Origin of the sequence: Micromonospora sp. BQ11, assembly GCF_052068135.1 — a bacterium.
Classification (GTDB): domain Bacteria; phylum Actinomycetota; class Actinomycetes; order Mycobacteriales; family Micromonosporaceae; genus Micromonospora.
Map to the genome: position 1 here is coordinate 195136 of NZ_JBQHDB010000004.1, position 16467 is coordinate 211602.

Sequence of the window (16467 nt, forward strand, 5' to 3'; positions counted from 1 at the left end):
AGGGGGCCCTTCCTTTCACCTCACCAGGGGGCGGACGTCCCAGAGCCAGACGTCGTCGACGCGCTGGGGCGGGGCACCGAGCAGGGCGGTCATCAGCTCGCGCAGCACCACCTCGCGCGGGTGGGCGCCGAGGACCACCACGGACGCCTTCCAGAACCGCAGGTCCTCGACGGCCTGGCGGCGGTTCTCGTCGGTGATCGCCATCGGCGTCGCGTTCCGGTCCATCGTGGAGTAGATGAGGGTGCTGGTCGGCCGGTTGGGCGCGCCGAACACGCCCTCACCCAACTCGTTCGGGCCGATGAAGTAGCCGCCCGGGACCGGGAACTCCTGCCGGGTCAGGGCGCTCCAGCGCAGCGTGGGCAGGCCGTGCACGTTGCTGGGGATCGGCACCGGCACCAGCGTCCGGCCGTCCGGGACGTACGGGCGCCAGCCGCCCGAGGTGATGAAGCGCGGGGGCGGGTCGACGGGCTGCGCCGGCAGGGGACGCGGAAGCAGGGGCAGCACGGCGAGCGCGATGACCGCGTACCCGACCGGGCGGAGCCACCGGCGACCGGGACGGGCGGTCGGGGCTGTGCCGTCGTCCCCGGGGGTGCGCGGCGCGGGCACCGGCGGGCGGCCGTTGCCGGCGACCGCGTCCCACGCCAGGGCGAGCAGCACGCCGACCGCCGCCGCCACCACCAGGGCCAGGCGTGTCGGCATCATCATCTCGACCAGCGGCAGGTCGTCCGGGATGTACGACCACGGGCCGGCGGTCTCCGTCTCCACCCCGTTCAGGCGGATCACCGGGCCGAGCGAGGCGACCGTGAAGACCACGGCCAGCACGGCGAGGATCCGGGCGACGAGGGAGCGGCGGACCAGCAGCACCAGGGCGACGATCGCCACCACGACCAGCGGCCAGCCGAACCACGTGTTCTGCTCGGTCAGACCGATGGTCTTCTCCACCGCCTCGTCGCCGGCGATGGTGTCCCGGGGGAAGGTCACGAACGCGGCCAGGTCCTCGCCCCAGTTGTGGAACACACCGCCCTGCAGGCCGCGGTAGGACTGCGGGCCGTTGAACTGGAACCAGATCGGGTAGGCGGTGAGCAGCAGCGCCAGGCCGCCGCCGAGGCCGAGCGCCGCGGCGTACGCGCCGGCCTGCCGCCACGCCGCACGCGGGCGGAGCACGGCGTACGCGACCACGGCGACCAGGCAGGCCAGCGCGGTCAGCAGCAGCATCTCCTCGTTGATGAAGATCTGGTACGCCACCAGCAGGCCGAGCACGATGCCGTTGCGCCGCCAGCGTCCCGGCTCGCCCAGGCGGAACACCCGCAGCACGATCAGCGGGAGCAGGAAGTTGGAGACGAAGTTCGGCTGGCCGTTGGCGTGGTGCACGATGCCGGGCGCGAACCCGAGGAACGCGCCGCCGACGAAAGCCGCCGCCCGGGACCGGACCAGGTGCCGGGACAGCACCCAGTACGAGGTGCCGGCCGTGGCCGCGAGGGCGCCGCCCAGGTAGAGCGCGTACATCACCTGGGGGCCGAGCAGGAGGGTCAGTGGTGCCAGCGGCAGGGTCACGCCGAGCAGCGAGGTGTTCGCCATCATGTTCACCCCGTCCGGGGCGTTCTGGCGGGTGGTGAAGAGCGGGTTCTCCAGGTGCGACACCGAGTACGCGCCGTGCGCGAACAGCCATTCGAACCAGCTGTGGTCGGTGGGCAGGTGCGACGACACCCGGTTCTGCACGTCCGCCCAGTAGTGCAGGCACACGAGGACGCCCAGAAGCACGTACGCTCCGATGGCCAGGACGTCGGCACGGGCGGGCCGTCGACGAAGCCGTCGGGTCGACTGCGCCTCGACGGGCTCGGAGTCGGTTGTCAGCAGGGGGTGTATCACCGGCACGGCCACGACGCGTCATCGTACAGGCGTGAATGAGTGCGATTTGCCGCGCAGTGATCCATGTCGCTCCCGGCCGGAGGACACATGACCCTGATCGACCTCGGAGACCTCCGGGACGAGGCGGAGCCGTCGGCGCCGTCGCGGCGGCCCCGCGCGGTGGGCCGGCCGGTGCGTGTCGGGCTGGTGTTCGTCGTGCTGCTGGCCGTGCTGGCCGCCGCCGCGCCGCCCGCCGGGAGGGTCCACGCCGTGGTGCCCGGCACGTCCGGTGCGCAGGCGTTCCTGACGGCGCACACACTCTTCGTCGCCGAGCCACCGGCGGGTGGCGGAGAGCTGATCGCCTACCCGCTACCGGACCGGACCACCGGCCGCCCGCAGCGGCTCGAGCCGCGCTGGCGGATGCGGATGCCGTCTCCGGGACCGGTGTGGTGGGTACAGAGCGCCCCGGACGGCATGGTCGTGGTCGCACTGGAGGCCGGGGGTGGCAGCGGGATCGAGACGGTCGTCCTGGACGGTGCGACCGGGCGGGTCCGGTGGCAGCAGCCGGGGTTCATGGCCCACGACGCCACCGGTCAGGCGCTGGTCCAGTCCGTCGGCGGGGAGGGCGGGTCGGGTCTGAAAGGCGTCGACCTGTCGTCGGGTGCGGTGCGGTGGTCACGGTCGGAGTCGCTGCCGGAGGGGTTCCAGATCCACCAGAGCGACGGGGTGATCGAGGCGGTCGTGCTGGTTCGGGAGAAGGGACCGATTGAGGTGCTCGACCCGCGTACGGGCGCGGTTGTCGTCGCCGCCGAGCTGCCGCGGGCGGCCTCCCTCGGTGAGCTGCGGTACCAGGTGGTCGGCGACCTGCTGGTGGGGACCGGGACCGGCGTCGTCGCCGCGTACGGGTTGGACGACCTCGGCCTGCGGTGGCGGACAGCGCTGTCGTTCACCGAAGGTGTCGCCCCGTGCGGAGACCTGATCTGTGCGATGGGGCAGACCGGAGGGGTGCGGGCGCTCGACCCAGCCACGGGTGACGTGCGCTGGGAGGCGCAGGACGTGGTCGGGATCGAGCCGGACAGCGGCCGGCAGGTGCTCGCCTTCGGGCCGGACGGTGCCGCGAGCACCCCACGGGTCCTGGTGCTCGACGTGACCTCCGGCCGGGAGGTCGCCGACCTCGGGCTCTGGATGCCGACGAACTCGCACGACGACGGCGGGTCGCTGGCGGTGACGCGGCCGTTGCGGGGCGGCGGGTTGCTGGTGGCCACACTGGACCCACGGACCGCCTCGACCCGGGGCGTGACACCGCTGCGCGAGGCGGCCGGTGACTGCCAGATCGTGGACGCCACCGTGGTGTGCCGGCGGCGTGGCGGCGGCTTCGGCCTGTGGCAGCTGGCCGGCTGAGAAGGGGGCGCGCCGGATGACCCTGATCGACCTGGGTGACCTGCGCGACGCGCCGCCGCCCGTGCCGTCCCGCCGCTCCCCGCGCCGCCCGTCCGGCCGCTTCCTGCCGTGCGTCGCGGTCCTGGCGGTCGCCCTGGCCACACTCGCCGCGGCGACGCCGCCGGCCGGGCGCGTCGAGGTCACCGTGCCGGCCCCACCCGGCGCCGATCTGCTCGTGGCCGGCGACCTGGTCCTCGTCGTCGACCCGGTCGCCGAACGGCCGGCGGCACGCACCGTGGCCGCGTACCGGCTGGACGGTGGCGAGCCGCTGTGGCGGGTTCCGCTGCCGGTCGACGCCGGCCGGCTGTGGTCCGTCCCGATGGGGTCGGGATCGCTGGTGCTGACCGGCCAGGAGACCGACGGGCCGGGCACGAGCACGATGGCACTCGACCCGGCGACGGGTGCGCTGCGGTGGCGGATTCCGGCCAGCGTGGTCGAACGGGCGGGTGACGGTCTGCTGGTACAGACGTTCGGCGGCGGAGCCGACCCGGGCACCGTGCAGGTCGTCGACCCCTGCTGCGGAACCCTGCGCTGGCGGGCCGCCACACCGGCCGGCGAGATCTCCTTCCGGTCGACGGACGAGGGCGTGGACCGGGTGGTGTTCAGCGACCCCAAGGGACGGGTCGAGGTGCGCGACGCCGCGTCCGGCGCGGTGCTGGCCGCCGCCGACCTCTGGTCGCCGGAGGACCGGCCGTACGGGTCCACCCAGGTGGTCGGGGACCTTCTGGTCACCGTGGGCGGCAGCCCGCCGGTGGTCACCGCGTACGGCCTGGACCGGCTGGACCGGCGGTGGCGGGTGGCGGTCGGCGATGCCCAGTACGCGACGCCCTGCGCCCCCCTGGTCTGCGTCCAGTCCGACGGGGGGCGGTTGCGGGCGCTCGACCCGGCGACCGGTGCTGTGGTGTGGACGGACGACCGGTGGGACGGTTTCTGGGAGGTCGACGGGGCGCTGGTCACCCAACCTGTCGGGAGCGCCGGCCCGGGCGGCGGGGAGTACGTCGTGCTCGACCCGGCGACCGGGCGGGTCATCGGGAACTGGGGACGCTGGGAGATCACGTGGTCCACCGGCCCCGACGTCCGGCTCGTGGGGACCCGGCTGTATCCCGGTGGTGGCCTCGTCGTCGCCGAGTTGGACGTGGCGGCGCGGCGGGCGCGGCCCCTCGACGTGCTGCGGGACGCGGCGGGGGAGTGCCAGGTGACCGGTGACCGGCTGCTGTGCCGCCGGATCGACCGGACCGTCGGCGTGTGGCGGCTGCCCCGCTGACGCGACGGCGCTACCAGTTCGGCTGGGCCGGCGGTGGGGGCAGGGCAACCCCGGGCGGGCGCAACACGTACGTCACGCCGCCGCTGCCGGCCTGCCAGGCCGCCTCGAACGGCCCCCGGGGCACGGTGCGGCGCACGCCCTCGTCGTCGGACGCGTACGGGTCGTTGAGCACCGGGTCGCCGGTCGACGTGAACCCGACCAGCACCATCAGGTGCCCGGCGGTGTCGTAGTCCAGCCCCGGCACCTGCCCGGAGCGGAACGCCGCCGAGACGACCAGGGGTATGCCGGCCGCGACGAACGCCTCCGCCTCGGCGAGCGAGCGCAACCGCGTGACGAAGGCGTCCACCCCGTGCAGACCGGCGTACGCGGTGTTGAACGGCCAGTTGCCCGCGCCGCCGTACGCGTGGTCGAAGCAGTGCCGCGCGGCGTGCACCACCACCGGGCGGGGGCCGGGCGGGTCGACCCAGGCGTACCGGTCGTGGGTCGGGGCGGCGTCCCAGTAGGCCAGCACCATCGAGATGCAGGTGGGGCTGCACCAGGAGTCGCCCCCGCCGCCCCAGCCGTGCACCCCGGCGTGCAGCCGCTGCGAGTAGCGCGGCACGTCCAGCACGGTGCCCCACGCGACCGGATCGCCGGTCGGACCCGCCGGCGGACCGGTGGGCCCGGGATCCGGGCCGGAGGCGACGGCACCGACGGTGTGCAGCAGCGGGCCGTCGGTGGCGTCCTCCGGGCGCAGCAGCGTCACCCGCAACTGCCAGCCGGTCACCGTCGCGTCGTCCAGCACCAGCGTGTCGGTGTCCACCCGAGCGGTCCCGTCGCGCTGCCCGGGCACCGAGGTGCGGCGTACCGCGTGGTCGCCGGCGGCCCAGTCGGCGAGCGCGTACCAGCCGGTGGCCGGCCCGCCGTCGCCCCATCCGCGGACCTCGACCCGCAGCCAGCTGTCGCCGGGCGTGTCCGCGGTCCAGGAGGGCACCACCTCGCGTACGACGAAACCCGCCTCGACCGGCGCGGACGTCCAGCGGCCGGCGACGTGGCGGCGCAACCGGCCGTCCGGGCCGGTGCGGTCGACGAGGCCGGCCGGCTCGGCGAGCACCAGGCTGCGCCCGCGCGATTCCAGCCCCTCGGCGACGCTCCCGTCGAGACCGTCCGGGAACCGGAAACCCCGGTAGGCGATGTCGCGCCCCGTCGTGGGCGTCGTGCTGATCATGGACCGTCCGTTCCTGCCGGTGACGACTGCCGGCAGCATCGCGTACGCCGAAGGTTCTGTGCAACGGTGGCCGGACGCGCGGGACGGCCGGTTGCCGCCTCGCACTAGGTTGTCGGGAGGTCAGGCGGGAGGAGACCGGGGATGCGGGTGCTGGTGGTGGAGGACGAGCGCAACCTCGCCGACGCGATCGCGCGGGGGCTGCGCAAGCGGGGAATGGCGGTCGACGTCGCCTACGACGGCGACGCGGGTCACGAGGCCGCCTTCGTCACGCGGTACGACGTGGTCGTGCTGGACCGCGACCTGCCCGGCGTGCACGGCGACCAGATCTGCGCGGACCTGGCCGCCTCCGGCGCGCTCACCCGGGTGCTGATGCTGACCGCCAGCGGCACGGTCGCCGACCGGGTGGAGGGGTTGCAGCTCGGCGCCGACGACTACCTGGCCAAGCCCTTCGCCTTCGACGAGCTGGTGGCCCGGGTGCAGGCGCTGGGCCGGCGCGCCACCCCGCCCGCCCCGCCGGTGCTGGAGCTGGCCGACCTGGTGGTCGACCCCGCCCGGCGGGTGGCCACCCGCCGGGGTGCGCCGGTCGACCTCACCAACAAGGAGTTCGGTGTGCTGTGCGAGCTGCTCAAGGCGCGCGGCGCGGTGGTGTCCAGCGAGGAACTGCTGGAACGGGTCTGGGACGCCAACACCGACCCGTTCACCACCATCGTCCGGGTCACCGTGATGACCCTGCGCCGCAAGCTCGGCGACCCGCCGCTGATCGAGACCGTCGTGGGGGCGGGCTACCGCACGGCCGGGACGCCGTCGTGAGCGCGCGGGCCGAGTCCGACCCGGTGGCCCGGCGTTCCCGGTTACGGCCCACGCTGCGGCTGCGGCTGACCCTGCTCAACGGTGTCCTGCTGGTCGGTGCCGGCGCGATCCTGGTGCTGCTGGCGTGGCTGCTGGTCCGGGACGCGCTGCGCCCCACCGACGAGCTGCTGCCGGGCACCACCGTGGTGCTCGCCGACGGCCGGTCCCTGGACGCCGCGCAGTGGCAGCGGCAACTCGTCGACGCCGCAGGCCGGGAACTGCTGGCCAAGGGCCTCGCCGCCCTGCTCGCCGTCGGGATCGTCGGGGTGGCCGGGGCGTACGCCGTGGTGGGTCGGGCCCTGCGCCCCCTGCACCAGGTGACCGCGACCGCGCGGCGGCTCGGCGAGACCACTCTGGACCAGCGGATCGGCTACTCCGGGACCGACGACGAGGTGGCCGAGCTGGCCAAGACGTTCGACGACATGCTGGACCGGCTGGGAGAGGCGTTCGAGGCGCAGCGGCGGTTCGTCGCCAACGCGTCGCACGAGCTGCGCACCCCGCTCGCGGTGATGCGTACCGAGATCGACGTGACGCTCAGCGACGACGACGCGGATATCGGTGAGTACCGGCGGATGGCCACCGTCGTCCGGGACGCCTCCGAACGCGCCAACGGCCTCGTGGACGCCCTGCTGATCCTGGCCCGCAGCGAGGCCCAGGCGGGCCGTCGGCTCGGCAGGCGCGCGGAGTGCGACCTGGCCGAGGGCACCGCGAACGCCCTGTCCGCCGTACGCCGGGAGGTGGAGCGGATCGGGGTGCACGTGCAGACCTCGCTGGAGTGCGCGCCGGTCGTCGGCGATCCGGGGCTGCTGGACCGGCTCGCCGGCAACCTCGTCGAGAACGCCGTCCGCTACAACCACCTGCACGGCCGGATGTGGGTGCGGACCGGCTCCGACGGGCACCGGTCCTGGCTGGTGGTGGGCAACACCGGGTTCGAGGTGGACGAGGCCGACGTGCCGGGGCTGTTCGAGCCGTTCCGGCGTGGGGGCCGGGAGCGTACCGGCGCCCGGGGCTCCGGCCTGGGGCTCTCCATCGTGCGGGCCGTCTGCGACGCCCACGGCGGCACGGTCCGCGCCGTGGCCCAGCCCGGCGGCGGCCTGGAGGTCACCGTGACGCTGCCGGCCGGTCCCGGCGCGGCCGGCTGACCGGGTACGGGGTTGCGGCGGGCGCCCCGACGGTGTGAGGATCACGGCGTCAGCCCGATGAAGGAGGGGGGTGCGTCGATGTCCACCGTCAAGCTGTCCGCACCCCGCCTCGCAGGCTGACCCTCACGCTCGCGGGGTGCCCCGACCTCTCAGGAGGAGACCCCGTGCATCCACGGATCCACGACGTCAGTGTCGACTGTCCCGACACCAACGAGTCCGGCCGCCCGCTCGGCGGGGCGGAGCTGGTGTCGAGGACGAAGGAGCCAGCGTGAGCGCACGCATCCACAACATCAGCATCGACTGCCATGACACGTACGCCCTGGCCGGTTTCTGGGCCCAGGTCTTCGAGTGCCCCCGCCATCCGGACGACTTCCCCGGGGACCCGGAGGCCATGCTGCTGCCCCCCGGTGGCCCGGAGGTGCTCTTCCTGGCCGTGCCGGAGGGCAAACAGGTGAAGAACCGCGTCCACCTGGACCTGCAACCGACCGACCGGACGCGCGACGAGGAGGTACGCCGGCTCCTGGAGATCGGCGCCGTCCACGTGGCCGACCACATCGGGCCGCAGGGCCAGGGCTTCGTGGTGCTCCGCGACCCGGAGGGCAACGAGTTCTGCGTCGTCCGCAGCGCCGCCGAGCGGGCGGCGCAGACCGCCTGACGAGACGGGCTCCGTCCAGGTTGGACGGAGCCCGTTCCGGCGGTCGGTCCGATCAGCCCTGCTGCTCGATCTGCCCGCGCATCGTCACCAGTTCGTCCGCCACCTGCGCGCCGGACTTGAAGTAGACGAGAATCATTCCGACGCTGCCCCGGTCGCTCCAGACGCAGAAGCCGATCTGGACCTGCGAGGCCTTCGCGTCACCGCACTTGGCCTCACCGCCGAGCGGCCCCGCCTCGACGTCGGTCATCGGGCCGACCTCGACGCCGCTCTGCCTCGCGCCGGTGATCGTCTCGTTCAGCGTCTTCGCCGGGTCCGCGTTCGGCCCCGACGCCGCGGCGACCATCACCAGGTCCTTCTTGGCCGGGGTCCCGTAGAACGCGCCGACGGTGCTGGTCGCTCCCGGGAGCGACGTGTTCAGGCTCGCTTCGAGCTGCTTCGCGATGTCCAGCAGCTCCGGGTTGGTGACCTTCGGCCGGCCGGCCAGGGTCTCCGGCGCGACCACCCGGGTCTTGGTGGCCGTGTCGACGGCGTCCTTGACCTCGCCGCCGACGAGGACCACCGCCACCGCCGCGCCACCGCCGCAGAGCACCAGCACCGCCAGCAGCACGATCAGCAGGATCTTGCCGGTGGACCGCTTCTTCGGGGCGGGCGTGAACGGGGGAGTGCCGTACGGCTGGCCGGGACCGCCGGAGAACTGCCCCGGCTGCGCGTACCCGCCGGTCTCCGGGGCGGACGGGTAGCCGCCGGGTGCCGGCGGAGGGTAACCGGCCGGCTGCGAGGAATCCGCCGGCGGGTAGCCGCCGTACTGCGGCGCGGAGGGGTAGCCGCCCTGCTGCTGCGCGGGCGGGTAGCCGCCCTGCTGCTGCGGTGCGGGCGGGTAGCCGCCGTACTGGGGTGCCGACGGCTGACCGCCGTACTGGGGTGGCGTGCTACCCGGCTGCGGAGGCGGGTACGCGCCGTACGGCGCCCCGCTTCCCGGCTGGGAGGGGTACGGCGGCTGCGTCATGACAGGTCAGCTCCAGGTCGTCAGGGTGCGAACGCGTGCTGCCGGCCACCCGACCGGCGACCCGCCGCACCCGTCCGACGAGGACGGTGGCGGCGAGCCGGCGGGAAGGGGGCCGTCATCGGTGGGGACGGGTACGGCGGCGGTGGTGCACCGCCGGCGGTGGGGTCAGGAACGCTTCTCGATCTGGCCCCGGATGGAGACGAACTCGGCCTTGGCCTTGGAGCCGGAGGAGAAGAACATCACGATCATCCCGACGCTGCCCTGGTCGGCCCAGACGCAGACACCGAGCGGCACCTCGGAGGACTCGCCGTCGCCGCACTTCGCCAGGCCGCCGAGCGGTCCCGGGCTGACCGTGGCCATCTTCCGGACCGACAGGTCGGTGGTGACGCCCTTGACCGCGTCGTTCAACTCCTTCTCGGGGTCGAGGACGAAGCCGGAGGCGCCGACCACCATGACGATGTTCTGCTTCTCCGGGCTGCCGTAGAAGGCGCCGATCGCGCCGCTCTCGCGGCTCACGGTCGACTTCATGTCGCGCACCATCTGGTCCGCCAGGGTCTTCAGCTCGGGGTCCGTGCTCTTCGGACGGCCCCCCAGGCTCTTCGGTGTGACCAGCCGGGTCCGGGGGTCCGCGCTCGGATCGTCGGACGGGGTCTCCGCCGGCGCGGACTCACCGTCGTCCGGACCGGTGCTCGGGGCCGCGCTCGGAGTGGCGCCGGAGGAGGCGACCGGGGCCGGCTCGTCGTCGCCGGAGAGCGCGACGTAGGCCAGGCCGCCGCCGCCCAGGCAGAGCACCAGGATCCCGGCCAGGGCCAGCGACAGCACCAGGGGGACCCGGGACCGCTTCGCCGCCGGGGCGGCCGGAGCGCCGTCGTACGGCGGGTCGCCGTAGGGCTGGGCGGCGGGGAAGCCGCCGGGCTGGCCGGCGTACGGCTGGCCGCTCGGGTACGCGCCGGACTGCGGCGGCGGGGAGTAGGCGCCCGGGGGCGTGCGGCCGGACGAGATGCGCGGCTGGATCTCGGTGGGCTGGTCCTCGGGGCGTGCCGGCGGGCCCCACGGCTGCGGCGCGGCCGGCGGGGTCGCGCCGGGCCAGGCGCCGGGCGAGGTGGGCTGGTTGCCCGGCTGCCCCGCGGCCGGCCAGGCCGTCGTCGGGGCGGGCTGGCCACCCGGTCGGGGCCCACCCGGCCAGGGAGCGGCCGGGGGCTGGGCGCCCTGGTCGAACGGTCGTGCGGGCGGACCGGAGGGGCCGCCGTACGGCGGGTGACCGGGGGGCTGGCCCTGGTGGGGCTGCCCGGACCAGGGGTCGACCGGCGGTGAGGACATGACATCAGCTCCAGGCGTGTGCGAACGGGCGATCCTAGCGAATCGGCCGCCCGTCGCGCTGCCCCTGTTCGAGGAGGACAGACGAACGCGGTGGCCGCCACCGTCACCCGGGACGGTAGGCGACCACCGCGAACGCGACGGAACGGGGTGGGGTCAGCCGCGCAGGCTGGCCACGCCGCGCGGCAGGAACCGCTGGCCGGTGACCTGCTCGCTGGTGCCGGTCCGGTCCAGGTACGGCGTGACGCCGCCCAGGTGGAACGGCCAGCCGGCACCGAGGATCATGCACAGGTCGATGTCCTGCGCCTCGGCGACGACGCCCTCGTCGAGCATCAGGCGGATCTCCTGGGCCAGCGCGTCGAGCGCGTTCTGGCGGACCTGCTCCTCCGTGAGTGGCTGGTCCCCGACCACGAGCAGCTTCGCCACCTCGGCGTTGATCTCGTCGTCGGCCACGATGGGCTGGCCGGAGTCGGCGATCCGCTTGAGGTTCTCGCTGACGCCGAACCGGTCCGGGAAGGCGGCGTGCAGGGTGCCGCCCACGTGGTACGCGACGGCCGGCCCGACCAACTGGAGCAGGGCGAGCGGGCGCATCGGCAGGCCCAGCGGGTCCAGCGCGCGGTTCGCCACCTCCAGCGGGGTGCCGGCGTCGACGGCGGCGAAGACCGTGCCGAGGAAGCGGGTGAGCAGCCGGTTGACGACGAACGCGGGGGCGTCCTTCACCAGCACGCTCGACTTCTTCAGCTGCCTGCTCACGGCGAACGCCGTCGCGAGGGTGGCGTCGTCGGTCCGCTCGCCCCGCACGATCTCCAGCAGCGGCAGCACCGCCACCGGGTTGAAGAAGTGGAAGCCGACGACCCGCTCCGGGTGCTCCAGGTCCTCGGCCATCGCCGTGATCGAGAGCGACGAGGTGTTCGTCGCCAGCACGGCCTCCGGCTTGACGATCTTCTCCAGCTCGGCCCAGACCTGCTTCTTGACGTTCAGGTCCTCGAACACGGCCTCGATGACGAAGTCGGCGTCGGCGAAGACACCCTTGTCGACGGAGCCGCTGACCAGGCCGTACAGCTTGGCCGCGGTGCCCTTGTCCATCCGGCCCTTGCTGACGGCCTTCTCGATCTGCGAGTGCACGTAACCGACACCCTTGTCCACCCGGGCCTGGTCCAGGTCGGTCATGACGACCGGCACCTGGAGGCGGCGCGCGAACAGCAGGGCGAGCTGGCTGGCCATCAGGCCGGCGCCGACGATGCCCACCTTGGTCACCGGCCGGGCGAGGCCCTTGTCCGGCGCGCCGGCCGGCCGCTTGGCCCGCCGCTGCACCAGGTCGAACGCGTACAGGCCGCTGCGCAGTTCCTCGGAGAAGACCAGGTCCGCGAGGGCCTCGTCCTCGGCGGCGGTGCCGGTCGCGAAGTCCGCGTCCTTCGCCGTCTCCAGCAGGTCCAGCGCCTTGTACGCGGCCGGGACCGCGCCGTGCAGCCGCTGGTCCAGGGTCTGTCGGGCGAAGTAGAGCACCCCGGCCCACATGTCCCGGTCGACCTCGGGCCGGGTCACGGTGACCTCGCCCTTGACCACGCCGGCGGCCCACTCCAGGGACCGCTCCAGGAAGTCGGCCGGCTCCAGCAGCACGTCCGCGATGCCCATCTCGGCCGCCTGCTTCGGCTTGAGCATCTTGTTCTGCATGAGCGGGTTCTGGATGATCACCTGGGTCGCGGCGGGGATGCCGATCAGGTTCGGCAGCAGCTGCGTGCCACCCCAGCCGGGGACCAGCCCGAGCGAGACCTCGGGCAGCGCCAGCGCCGCCGCGCCACCGGACAGCGTCCGGTAGTGGCAGTGCAGGGCCAGCTCCAGGCCGCCGCCCATCGCCGCGCCGTTGACGAAGGCGAACGTCGGGACCGTGCTGTCCTTGAGCCGGGCGAAGACCCGGTGACCGAGCCGGCCGACCTCCAGCGCCTGGGCGCGGTCCTGCAACGCCGGCAGGCCGACGATGTCCGCGCCGACACAGAAGATGTACGGCTTGCCGGTCACCGCGATGAACGCGGGGTCCGCCGCCAGAGCGGCGGTGATCGCCTCGTCCAGGCTGGTCAGACCGGCCGGGCCGAAGGTGTTCGGCTTGGTGTGGTCGAAGCCGTTGTCCAGGGTGATCAGCGCGGCCGGCCGGTCCAGGCCCGGCACCCGTACCGCGCGCAGCAGCGCCTTGGTGACGACCTCGTTCGGTGCGGCGAGCGCGCTCACTTGTTGCCCTCCCAGTGTGGGTTCTCCCAGATCACGGTGCCGCCCATGCCGATGCCGATGCACATGGCGGTGAGGCCGTAGCGGACCTCGGGGTGCTCGGCGAACTGCCGGGCGAGCTGGGTCATCAGCCGTACGCCGGAGGAGGCGAGCGGGTGACCGATGGCGATCGCGCCGCCCCACGGGTTGACCCGGGGGTCGTCGTCGGCGATGCCGAAGTGGTCGAGGAAGGCGAGCACCTGCACGGCGAACGCCTCGTTCAGCTCGAAGAGGCCGATGTCGTCGATGGTCAGGCCCGCGATGCGCAGTGCCTTCTCCGTCGACGGGATCGGGCCGACGCCCATGACCTCGGGCTCCACGCCGACGAAACCGTACGACACCAGCCGCATGGCGACCGGCAGGCCCAGCTCGCGGGCGGTGGCCTCGTCCGCCAGCAGGCTGGCGGTGGCGCCGTCGTTCAGGCCGGCCGCGTTGCCGGCGGTGACCTTGCCGTGGGGGCGGAATGGGGTCTTCAGGGTGGCCAGCTTCTCCAGCGAGGTCTCCCGGGGGGCCTCGTCGGTGGTGGCCAGGCCCCAGCCGTTCTCCTCGTCGCGGATCGCGACCGGCACCAGGTCGCCCTGGAGCTTGCCGTTGGCGTACGCCTTCGCGGTCCTCTGCTGCGAGGCGAGCGCGAACGCGTCGGTGCGCTCCTTGGTGATGTGCGGGACCCGGTCGTGCAGGTTCTCCGCGGTCGCGCCCATGACCAGCGCGGACGGGTCGACCAGCTTCTCCGCGATGATCCGCGGGTTGGGGTCGACGCCCTCGCCCATCGGGTGACGGCCCATGTGCTCGACGCCGCCGGCGATGGCGATGTCGTACGCGCCCATGGCGATGCCGCCGGCGACGGTGGTCACCGCGGTCATCGCGCCGGCGCACATCCGGTCGATGGCGAAGCCGGGGACGGTCTTGGGGAGGCCGGCCAGCAGCGCGGCGGTCCGACCGATGGTCAGACCCTGGTCGCCGATCTGGGTGGTGGCGGCGATGGCCACCTCCTCGACCCGCTCCGGCGGCAGCTGCGGGTTACGGCGCAGCAGTTCGCGGATGCAGCGGATCACCAGGTCGTCGGCGCGGGTGTTGGCGTACATCCCACCCGCCTTGCCGAACGGGGTGCGGACGCCGTCGACGAAGACGACATCCCGGACTTCACGGGGCACTTGAGCCTCCTCTTCGACCATCATCCGGTCACCGCGCCGACAGGCGGCACCACGAACCGGATGAGGTCGCCTGCACGGGCGTGTTCCCCCGGATGCTACTCGCGGGTAACTACTCGCGTCAGCACGCCCCCTGTGGCACGGGACACATTCCCGCCGCCGTTTCCGCCGATCACGAAGCTGCCGCCGCGACACGTCGCGTGCGCCGACGACAACTTCATGATCAACTCGGGTGGGCCGGGGCGGTCGAGGGAGCGGAAGCGGACGGCGAGGTGGAGGGTGCGGGGTCACGCAGGGCCACGGTCAGGTCGGCCGTCAGCAGACCGATCTGCCACTCCCGGGCACCGAAGCCGCGCAGGGTCTCCGCCACCGTCTCCTCGGTCACCTCCTCCGGCGGCACCCAGGCCAGCCGGCGGATCGAGTCCGGGGTGACCAGATTCTCCGCCGGCAGGTCGTGGGCGCCGGCGATGCGGACCACCACCTCCCGGCACCGGGCCAGCCGGGCCGCCGCCACCGGATCCCGCTCGGCCCAGCGGTGCGGCGGCGGGGGACCCTCCACCGCCGGCGCGACCGGCAGCGCGTCGTCCGGCAACTGCCGGGCGTCGTCCAGCGCGGCCAGCCAGGTGCGGGCCAGCCGGCGGACCGACCGACCACCGAAGCCGGGGAGCGTGAGCAGGGTCTTCTCGTCCTTCGGGTCCAGCTCGGCCGCGGCGACGATCGCCGAGTCCGGCAGCACCCGGCCCGGCGCGGCGTCCCGGCGGGCGGCGATCTGGTCCCGGGCGTACCACAGGGAACGAACCCGGGCCTGCGCCCGCGCCCCGCGGACCCGGTGGATGCCGGAGGTGCGGCGCCACGGCTCGGCGCGCACCCGGGGCGGGCGGGCGCCGTTGCGGACCAGGGCGGCGAACTCCTCCGCCGCCCACTCCGACTTGCCCTGCCGGGCCAGCTCGGCGTCGAGGGCGTCCCGCAGGTCGACGAGCATCTCCACGTCCAGCGCCGCGTACGTCAGCCACGACTCCGGCAGCGGCCGGCTGGACCAGTCGGCGGCCGAATGGTGCTTCTCCAGGCTGAACCCGAGCAGCTGCTCGGTCAGCGCGGCCAGCCCGACCCGTTCGAAGCCGGCCAGCCGGGCGGCCAGCTCGGTGTCGAAGAGCCGGCGAGGACGCAGACCCAGCTCGGCCAGGCACGCCAGATCCTGGCTCGCCGCGTGGAGCACCCACTCGGCCTGGCCGATCACCTCGTCGAGCGCGGTCAGGTCGGGCAGCGGCAACGGGTCGATCAGCACCGTGCCGGCACCGGCGCGGCGCAGCTGCACGAGGTAGGCGCGTTGGCTGTAGCGGTACCCCGAGGCGCGTTCGGCGTCCAGGGCGACCGGGCCGCTGCCCGCCGCGAAACGGGCCACGACCTCGTCGAGCTCACTCGGCGTGGCCACCGGCTGGGGCGTGCCGTCGCGGGGGGCGGTCAGCGGAACGGGCCCGCCGGCGGTCGGGGCGTCCCCCGCGTCCTCCGGCTCCGGCAGGGCCGACGGCGGGTGGTGCGGTGCGTTTCCCGTACGGCTTTCGGCGGCCCGACGGCGCAGGGGTGGTTCGTCGGTCACCTGACAACCCTAGTGCGCGAGTCGAATCCGTGTGTGCAGCCGGTCCGGCGTGTGTCGGTCGGATGACGTGCGGGTGTCGTCGGGGGACGCTCAGGCGGCGCCGGCGGGACGTCGCCCGGGCAGCGCCGTGACCCCCGGCGGGGGCAGGCCGGCCGTCGAGGCGAGCAGCGCGCACCAGGCGTGCAGATGCGGGGCCAGGTCGTCGTCGAGGGGCGTCCAGGAGGCCCGGATCTCGACGTCACCGGCGGTCGGTGGCCCGGCCAGGTCGCCGAACCGCGTCGACATGGTCTGGGTGATCGTGCCGCCGATCGCCCGGTGCCCGGCGTCCTGCGCGTCGAGGGCGTCGGTCAGCCACGTCCAGCCCACGCCCGGCAGCAGCGGGTCGGCGGCCAGGTCCACCTCCAGCTCCGCGGTCACGTACGTGACCAGCCGCAGGGTGCCCTGCCACGCCTCGTGCCCCGCCGGGTCGTGCAGCAGGATCAGCCGCCCGGTGGCCACCTCGTCGTCGTCTCGCAGCACGGTCGCGGAGAGCGCGAAGGCGTACGGGGCGAGCCGCTGCGGCGCGCCGACCTCCTCCAGCAGGATCTCCGGCCGGGGCGTCGCGGACCGCAGCCCGGCGACCGCGCGGACGAAGGTCTCCGGGAGCGCGATCGGGGGGGCCATGCCGGAAGCGTATGCCGCCGCCCGTCCGCCGACCCGTACGGCGCGCCGAAGTCCCGGCGGCGGGAC

Annotated in this window: 13 protein-coding genes; 5 read left to right on the top strand and 8 right to left on the bottom strand. The window is 74.1% G+C overall.

Going from position 1 to position 16467, the window contains the following annotated elements; all coding sequences use genetic code 11:
* Positions 1 to 15: 15 nt before the first annotated feature.
* Positions 16 to 1881: a hypothetical protein gene (locus ACTMSW_RS10530; protein WP_441180357.1), complete on the bottom strand. Its 1866-nt coding sequence runs from the start codon at positions 1879 to 1881 to the stop codon at positions 16 to 18.
* 75 nt (positions 1882 to 1956) lie between these two features.
* Here ACTMSW_RS10530 and ACTMSW_RS10535 point away from each other — a divergent pair, with 75 nt between their 5' ends.
* Positions 1957 to 3249, top strand: a complete 1293-nt coding sequence (locus ACTMSW_RS10535) for an outer membrane protein assembly factor BamB family protein (protein WP_441180358.1) — start codon at positions 1957 to 1959, stop codon at positions 3247 to 3249.
* A 16-nt stretch (positions 3250 to 3265) separates the two neighbouring features.
* Positions 3266 to 4552: an outer membrane protein assembly factor BamB family protein gene (locus ACTMSW_RS10540; RefSeq protein ID WP_441180359.1), complete on the top strand. Its 1287-nt coding sequence runs from the start codon at positions 3266 to 3268 to the stop codon at positions 4550 to 4552.
* A gap of 10 nt (positions 4553 to 4562) precedes the next feature.
* Here ACTMSW_RS10540 and ACTMSW_RS10545 read toward each other — a convergent pair whose 3' ends face one another.
* On the bottom strand, positions 4563 to 5759 hold the full coding sequence (locus tag ACTMSW_RS10545) for a peptidase C39 family protein (protein ID WP_441180360.1): 1197 nt from the start codon (positions 5757 to 5759) through the stop codon (positions 4563 to 4565).
* 141 nt (positions 5760 to 5900) lie between these two features.
* On the opposite strand from ACTMSW_RS10545, the gene ACTMSW_RS10550 reads away from it, so the two are divergent.
* The 3 genes from ACTMSW_RS10550 to ACTMSW_RS10560 all read left to right on the top strand — a co-directional run bounded on the left by ACTMSW_RS10550 (position 5901) and on the right by ACTMSW_RS10560 (position 8405).
* Positions 5901 to 6569 carry a response regulator transcription factor gene (locus ACTMSW_RS10550; protein WP_441180361.1) on the top strand — a complete coding sequence of 223 codons (669 nt, stop codon included), beginning with the start codon at positions 5901 to 5903 and terminating at the stop codon, positions 6567 to 6569.
* Between the two features lie 23 nt (positions 6570 to 6592).
* Positions 6593 to 7750: a sensor histidine kinase gene (locus ACTMSW_RS10555; RefSeq protein WP_441180631.1), complete on the top strand. Its 1158-nt coding sequence runs from the start codon at positions 6593 to 6595 to the stop codon at positions 7748 to 7750.
* Between the two features lie 268 nt (positions 7751 to 8018).
* Positions 8019 to 8405 (top strand): VOC family protein, encoded by a 387-nt coding sequence (locus tag ACTMSW_RS10560; RefSeq protein ID WP_441180362.1) that lies wholly within the window; start codon positions 8019 to 8021, stop codon positions 8403 to 8405.
* Between the two features lie 52 nt (positions 8406 to 8457).
* Here ACTMSW_RS10560 and ACTMSW_RS10565 read toward each other — a convergent pair whose 3' ends face one another.
* From ACTMSW_RS10565 to ACTMSW_RS10590, 6 genes are all read right to left on the bottom strand, one after another.
* A complete protein-coding gene (locus tag ACTMSW_RS10565; RefSeq protein ID WP_441180363.1) occupies positions 8458 to 9411 on the bottom strand; it encodes a hypothetical protein in 954 nt (317 codons plus the stop codon).
* Positions 9412 to 9576: 165 nt separating this feature from the next.
* Positions 9577 to 10413, bottom strand: a complete 837-nt coding sequence (locus tag ACTMSW_RS10570; protein ID WP_441180632.1) for a hypothetical protein — start codon at positions 10411 to 10413, stop codon at positions 9577 to 9579.
* A 471-nt stretch (positions 10414 to 10884) separates the two neighbouring features.
* Positions 10885 to 12954 carry a 3-hydroxyacyl-CoA dehydrogenase NAD-binding domain-containing protein gene (locus ACTMSW_RS10575; protein ID WP_441180364.1) on the bottom strand — a complete coding sequence of 690 codons (2070 nt, stop codon included), beginning with the start codon at positions 12952 to 12954 and terminating at the stop codon, positions 10885 to 10887.
* A complete protein-coding gene (locus tag ACTMSW_RS10580; RefSeq protein ID WP_441180365.1) occupies positions 12951 to 14144 on the bottom strand; it encodes a thiolase family protein in 1194 nt (397 codons plus the stop codon). Before ACTMSW_RS10580 ends, ACTMSW_RS10575 begins: the two co-directional genes overlap by 4 nt.
* Positions 14145 to 14364: 220 nt before the next feature.
* On the bottom strand, positions 14365 to 15738 hold the full coding sequence (locus ACTMSW_RS10585; RefSeq protein ID WP_441180366.1) for a ribonuclease D: 1374 nt from the start codon (positions 15736 to 15738) through the stop codon (positions 14365 to 14367).
* Between the two features lie 90 nt (positions 15739 to 15828).
* On the bottom strand, positions 15829 to 16401 hold the full coding sequence (locus tag ACTMSW_RS10590) for a DUF3000 domain-containing protein (protein WP_441180367.1): 573 nt from the start codon (positions 16399 to 16401) through the stop codon (positions 15829 to 15831).
* Between the last annotated feature and the right edge of the window lie 66 nt (positions 16402 to 16467).

Bases quoted from the DNA above. Each gene is read 5' to 3' on its own strand.
- ACTMSW_RS10565 (WP_441180363.1), bottom strand. From the start codon at position 9,411: ATGACGCAGCCGCCGTACCCCTCCCAGCCGGGAAGCGGGGCGCCGTAC.
- ACTMSW_RS10590 (WP_441180367.1), bottom strand. From the start codon at position 16,401: ATGGCCCCCCCGATCGCGCTCCCGGAGACCTTCGTCCGCGCGGTCGCC.
- ACTMSW_RS10550 (WP_441180361.1), top strand. From the start codon at position 5,901: ATGCGGGTGCTGGTGGTGGAGGACGAGCGCAACCTCGCCGACGCGATC.
- ACTMSW_RS10545 (WP_441180360.1), bottom strand. From the start codon at position 5,759: ATGATCAGCACGACGCCCACGACGGGGCGCGACATCGCCTACCGGGGT.
- ACTMSW_RS10540 (WP_441180359.1), top strand. From the start codon at position 3,266: ATGACCCTGATCGACCTGGGTGACCTGCGCGACGCGCCGCCGCCCGTG.
- ACTMSW_RS10535 (WP_441180358.1), top strand. From the start codon at position 1,957: ATGACCCTGATCGACCTCGGAGACCTCCGGGACGAGGCGGAGCCGTCG.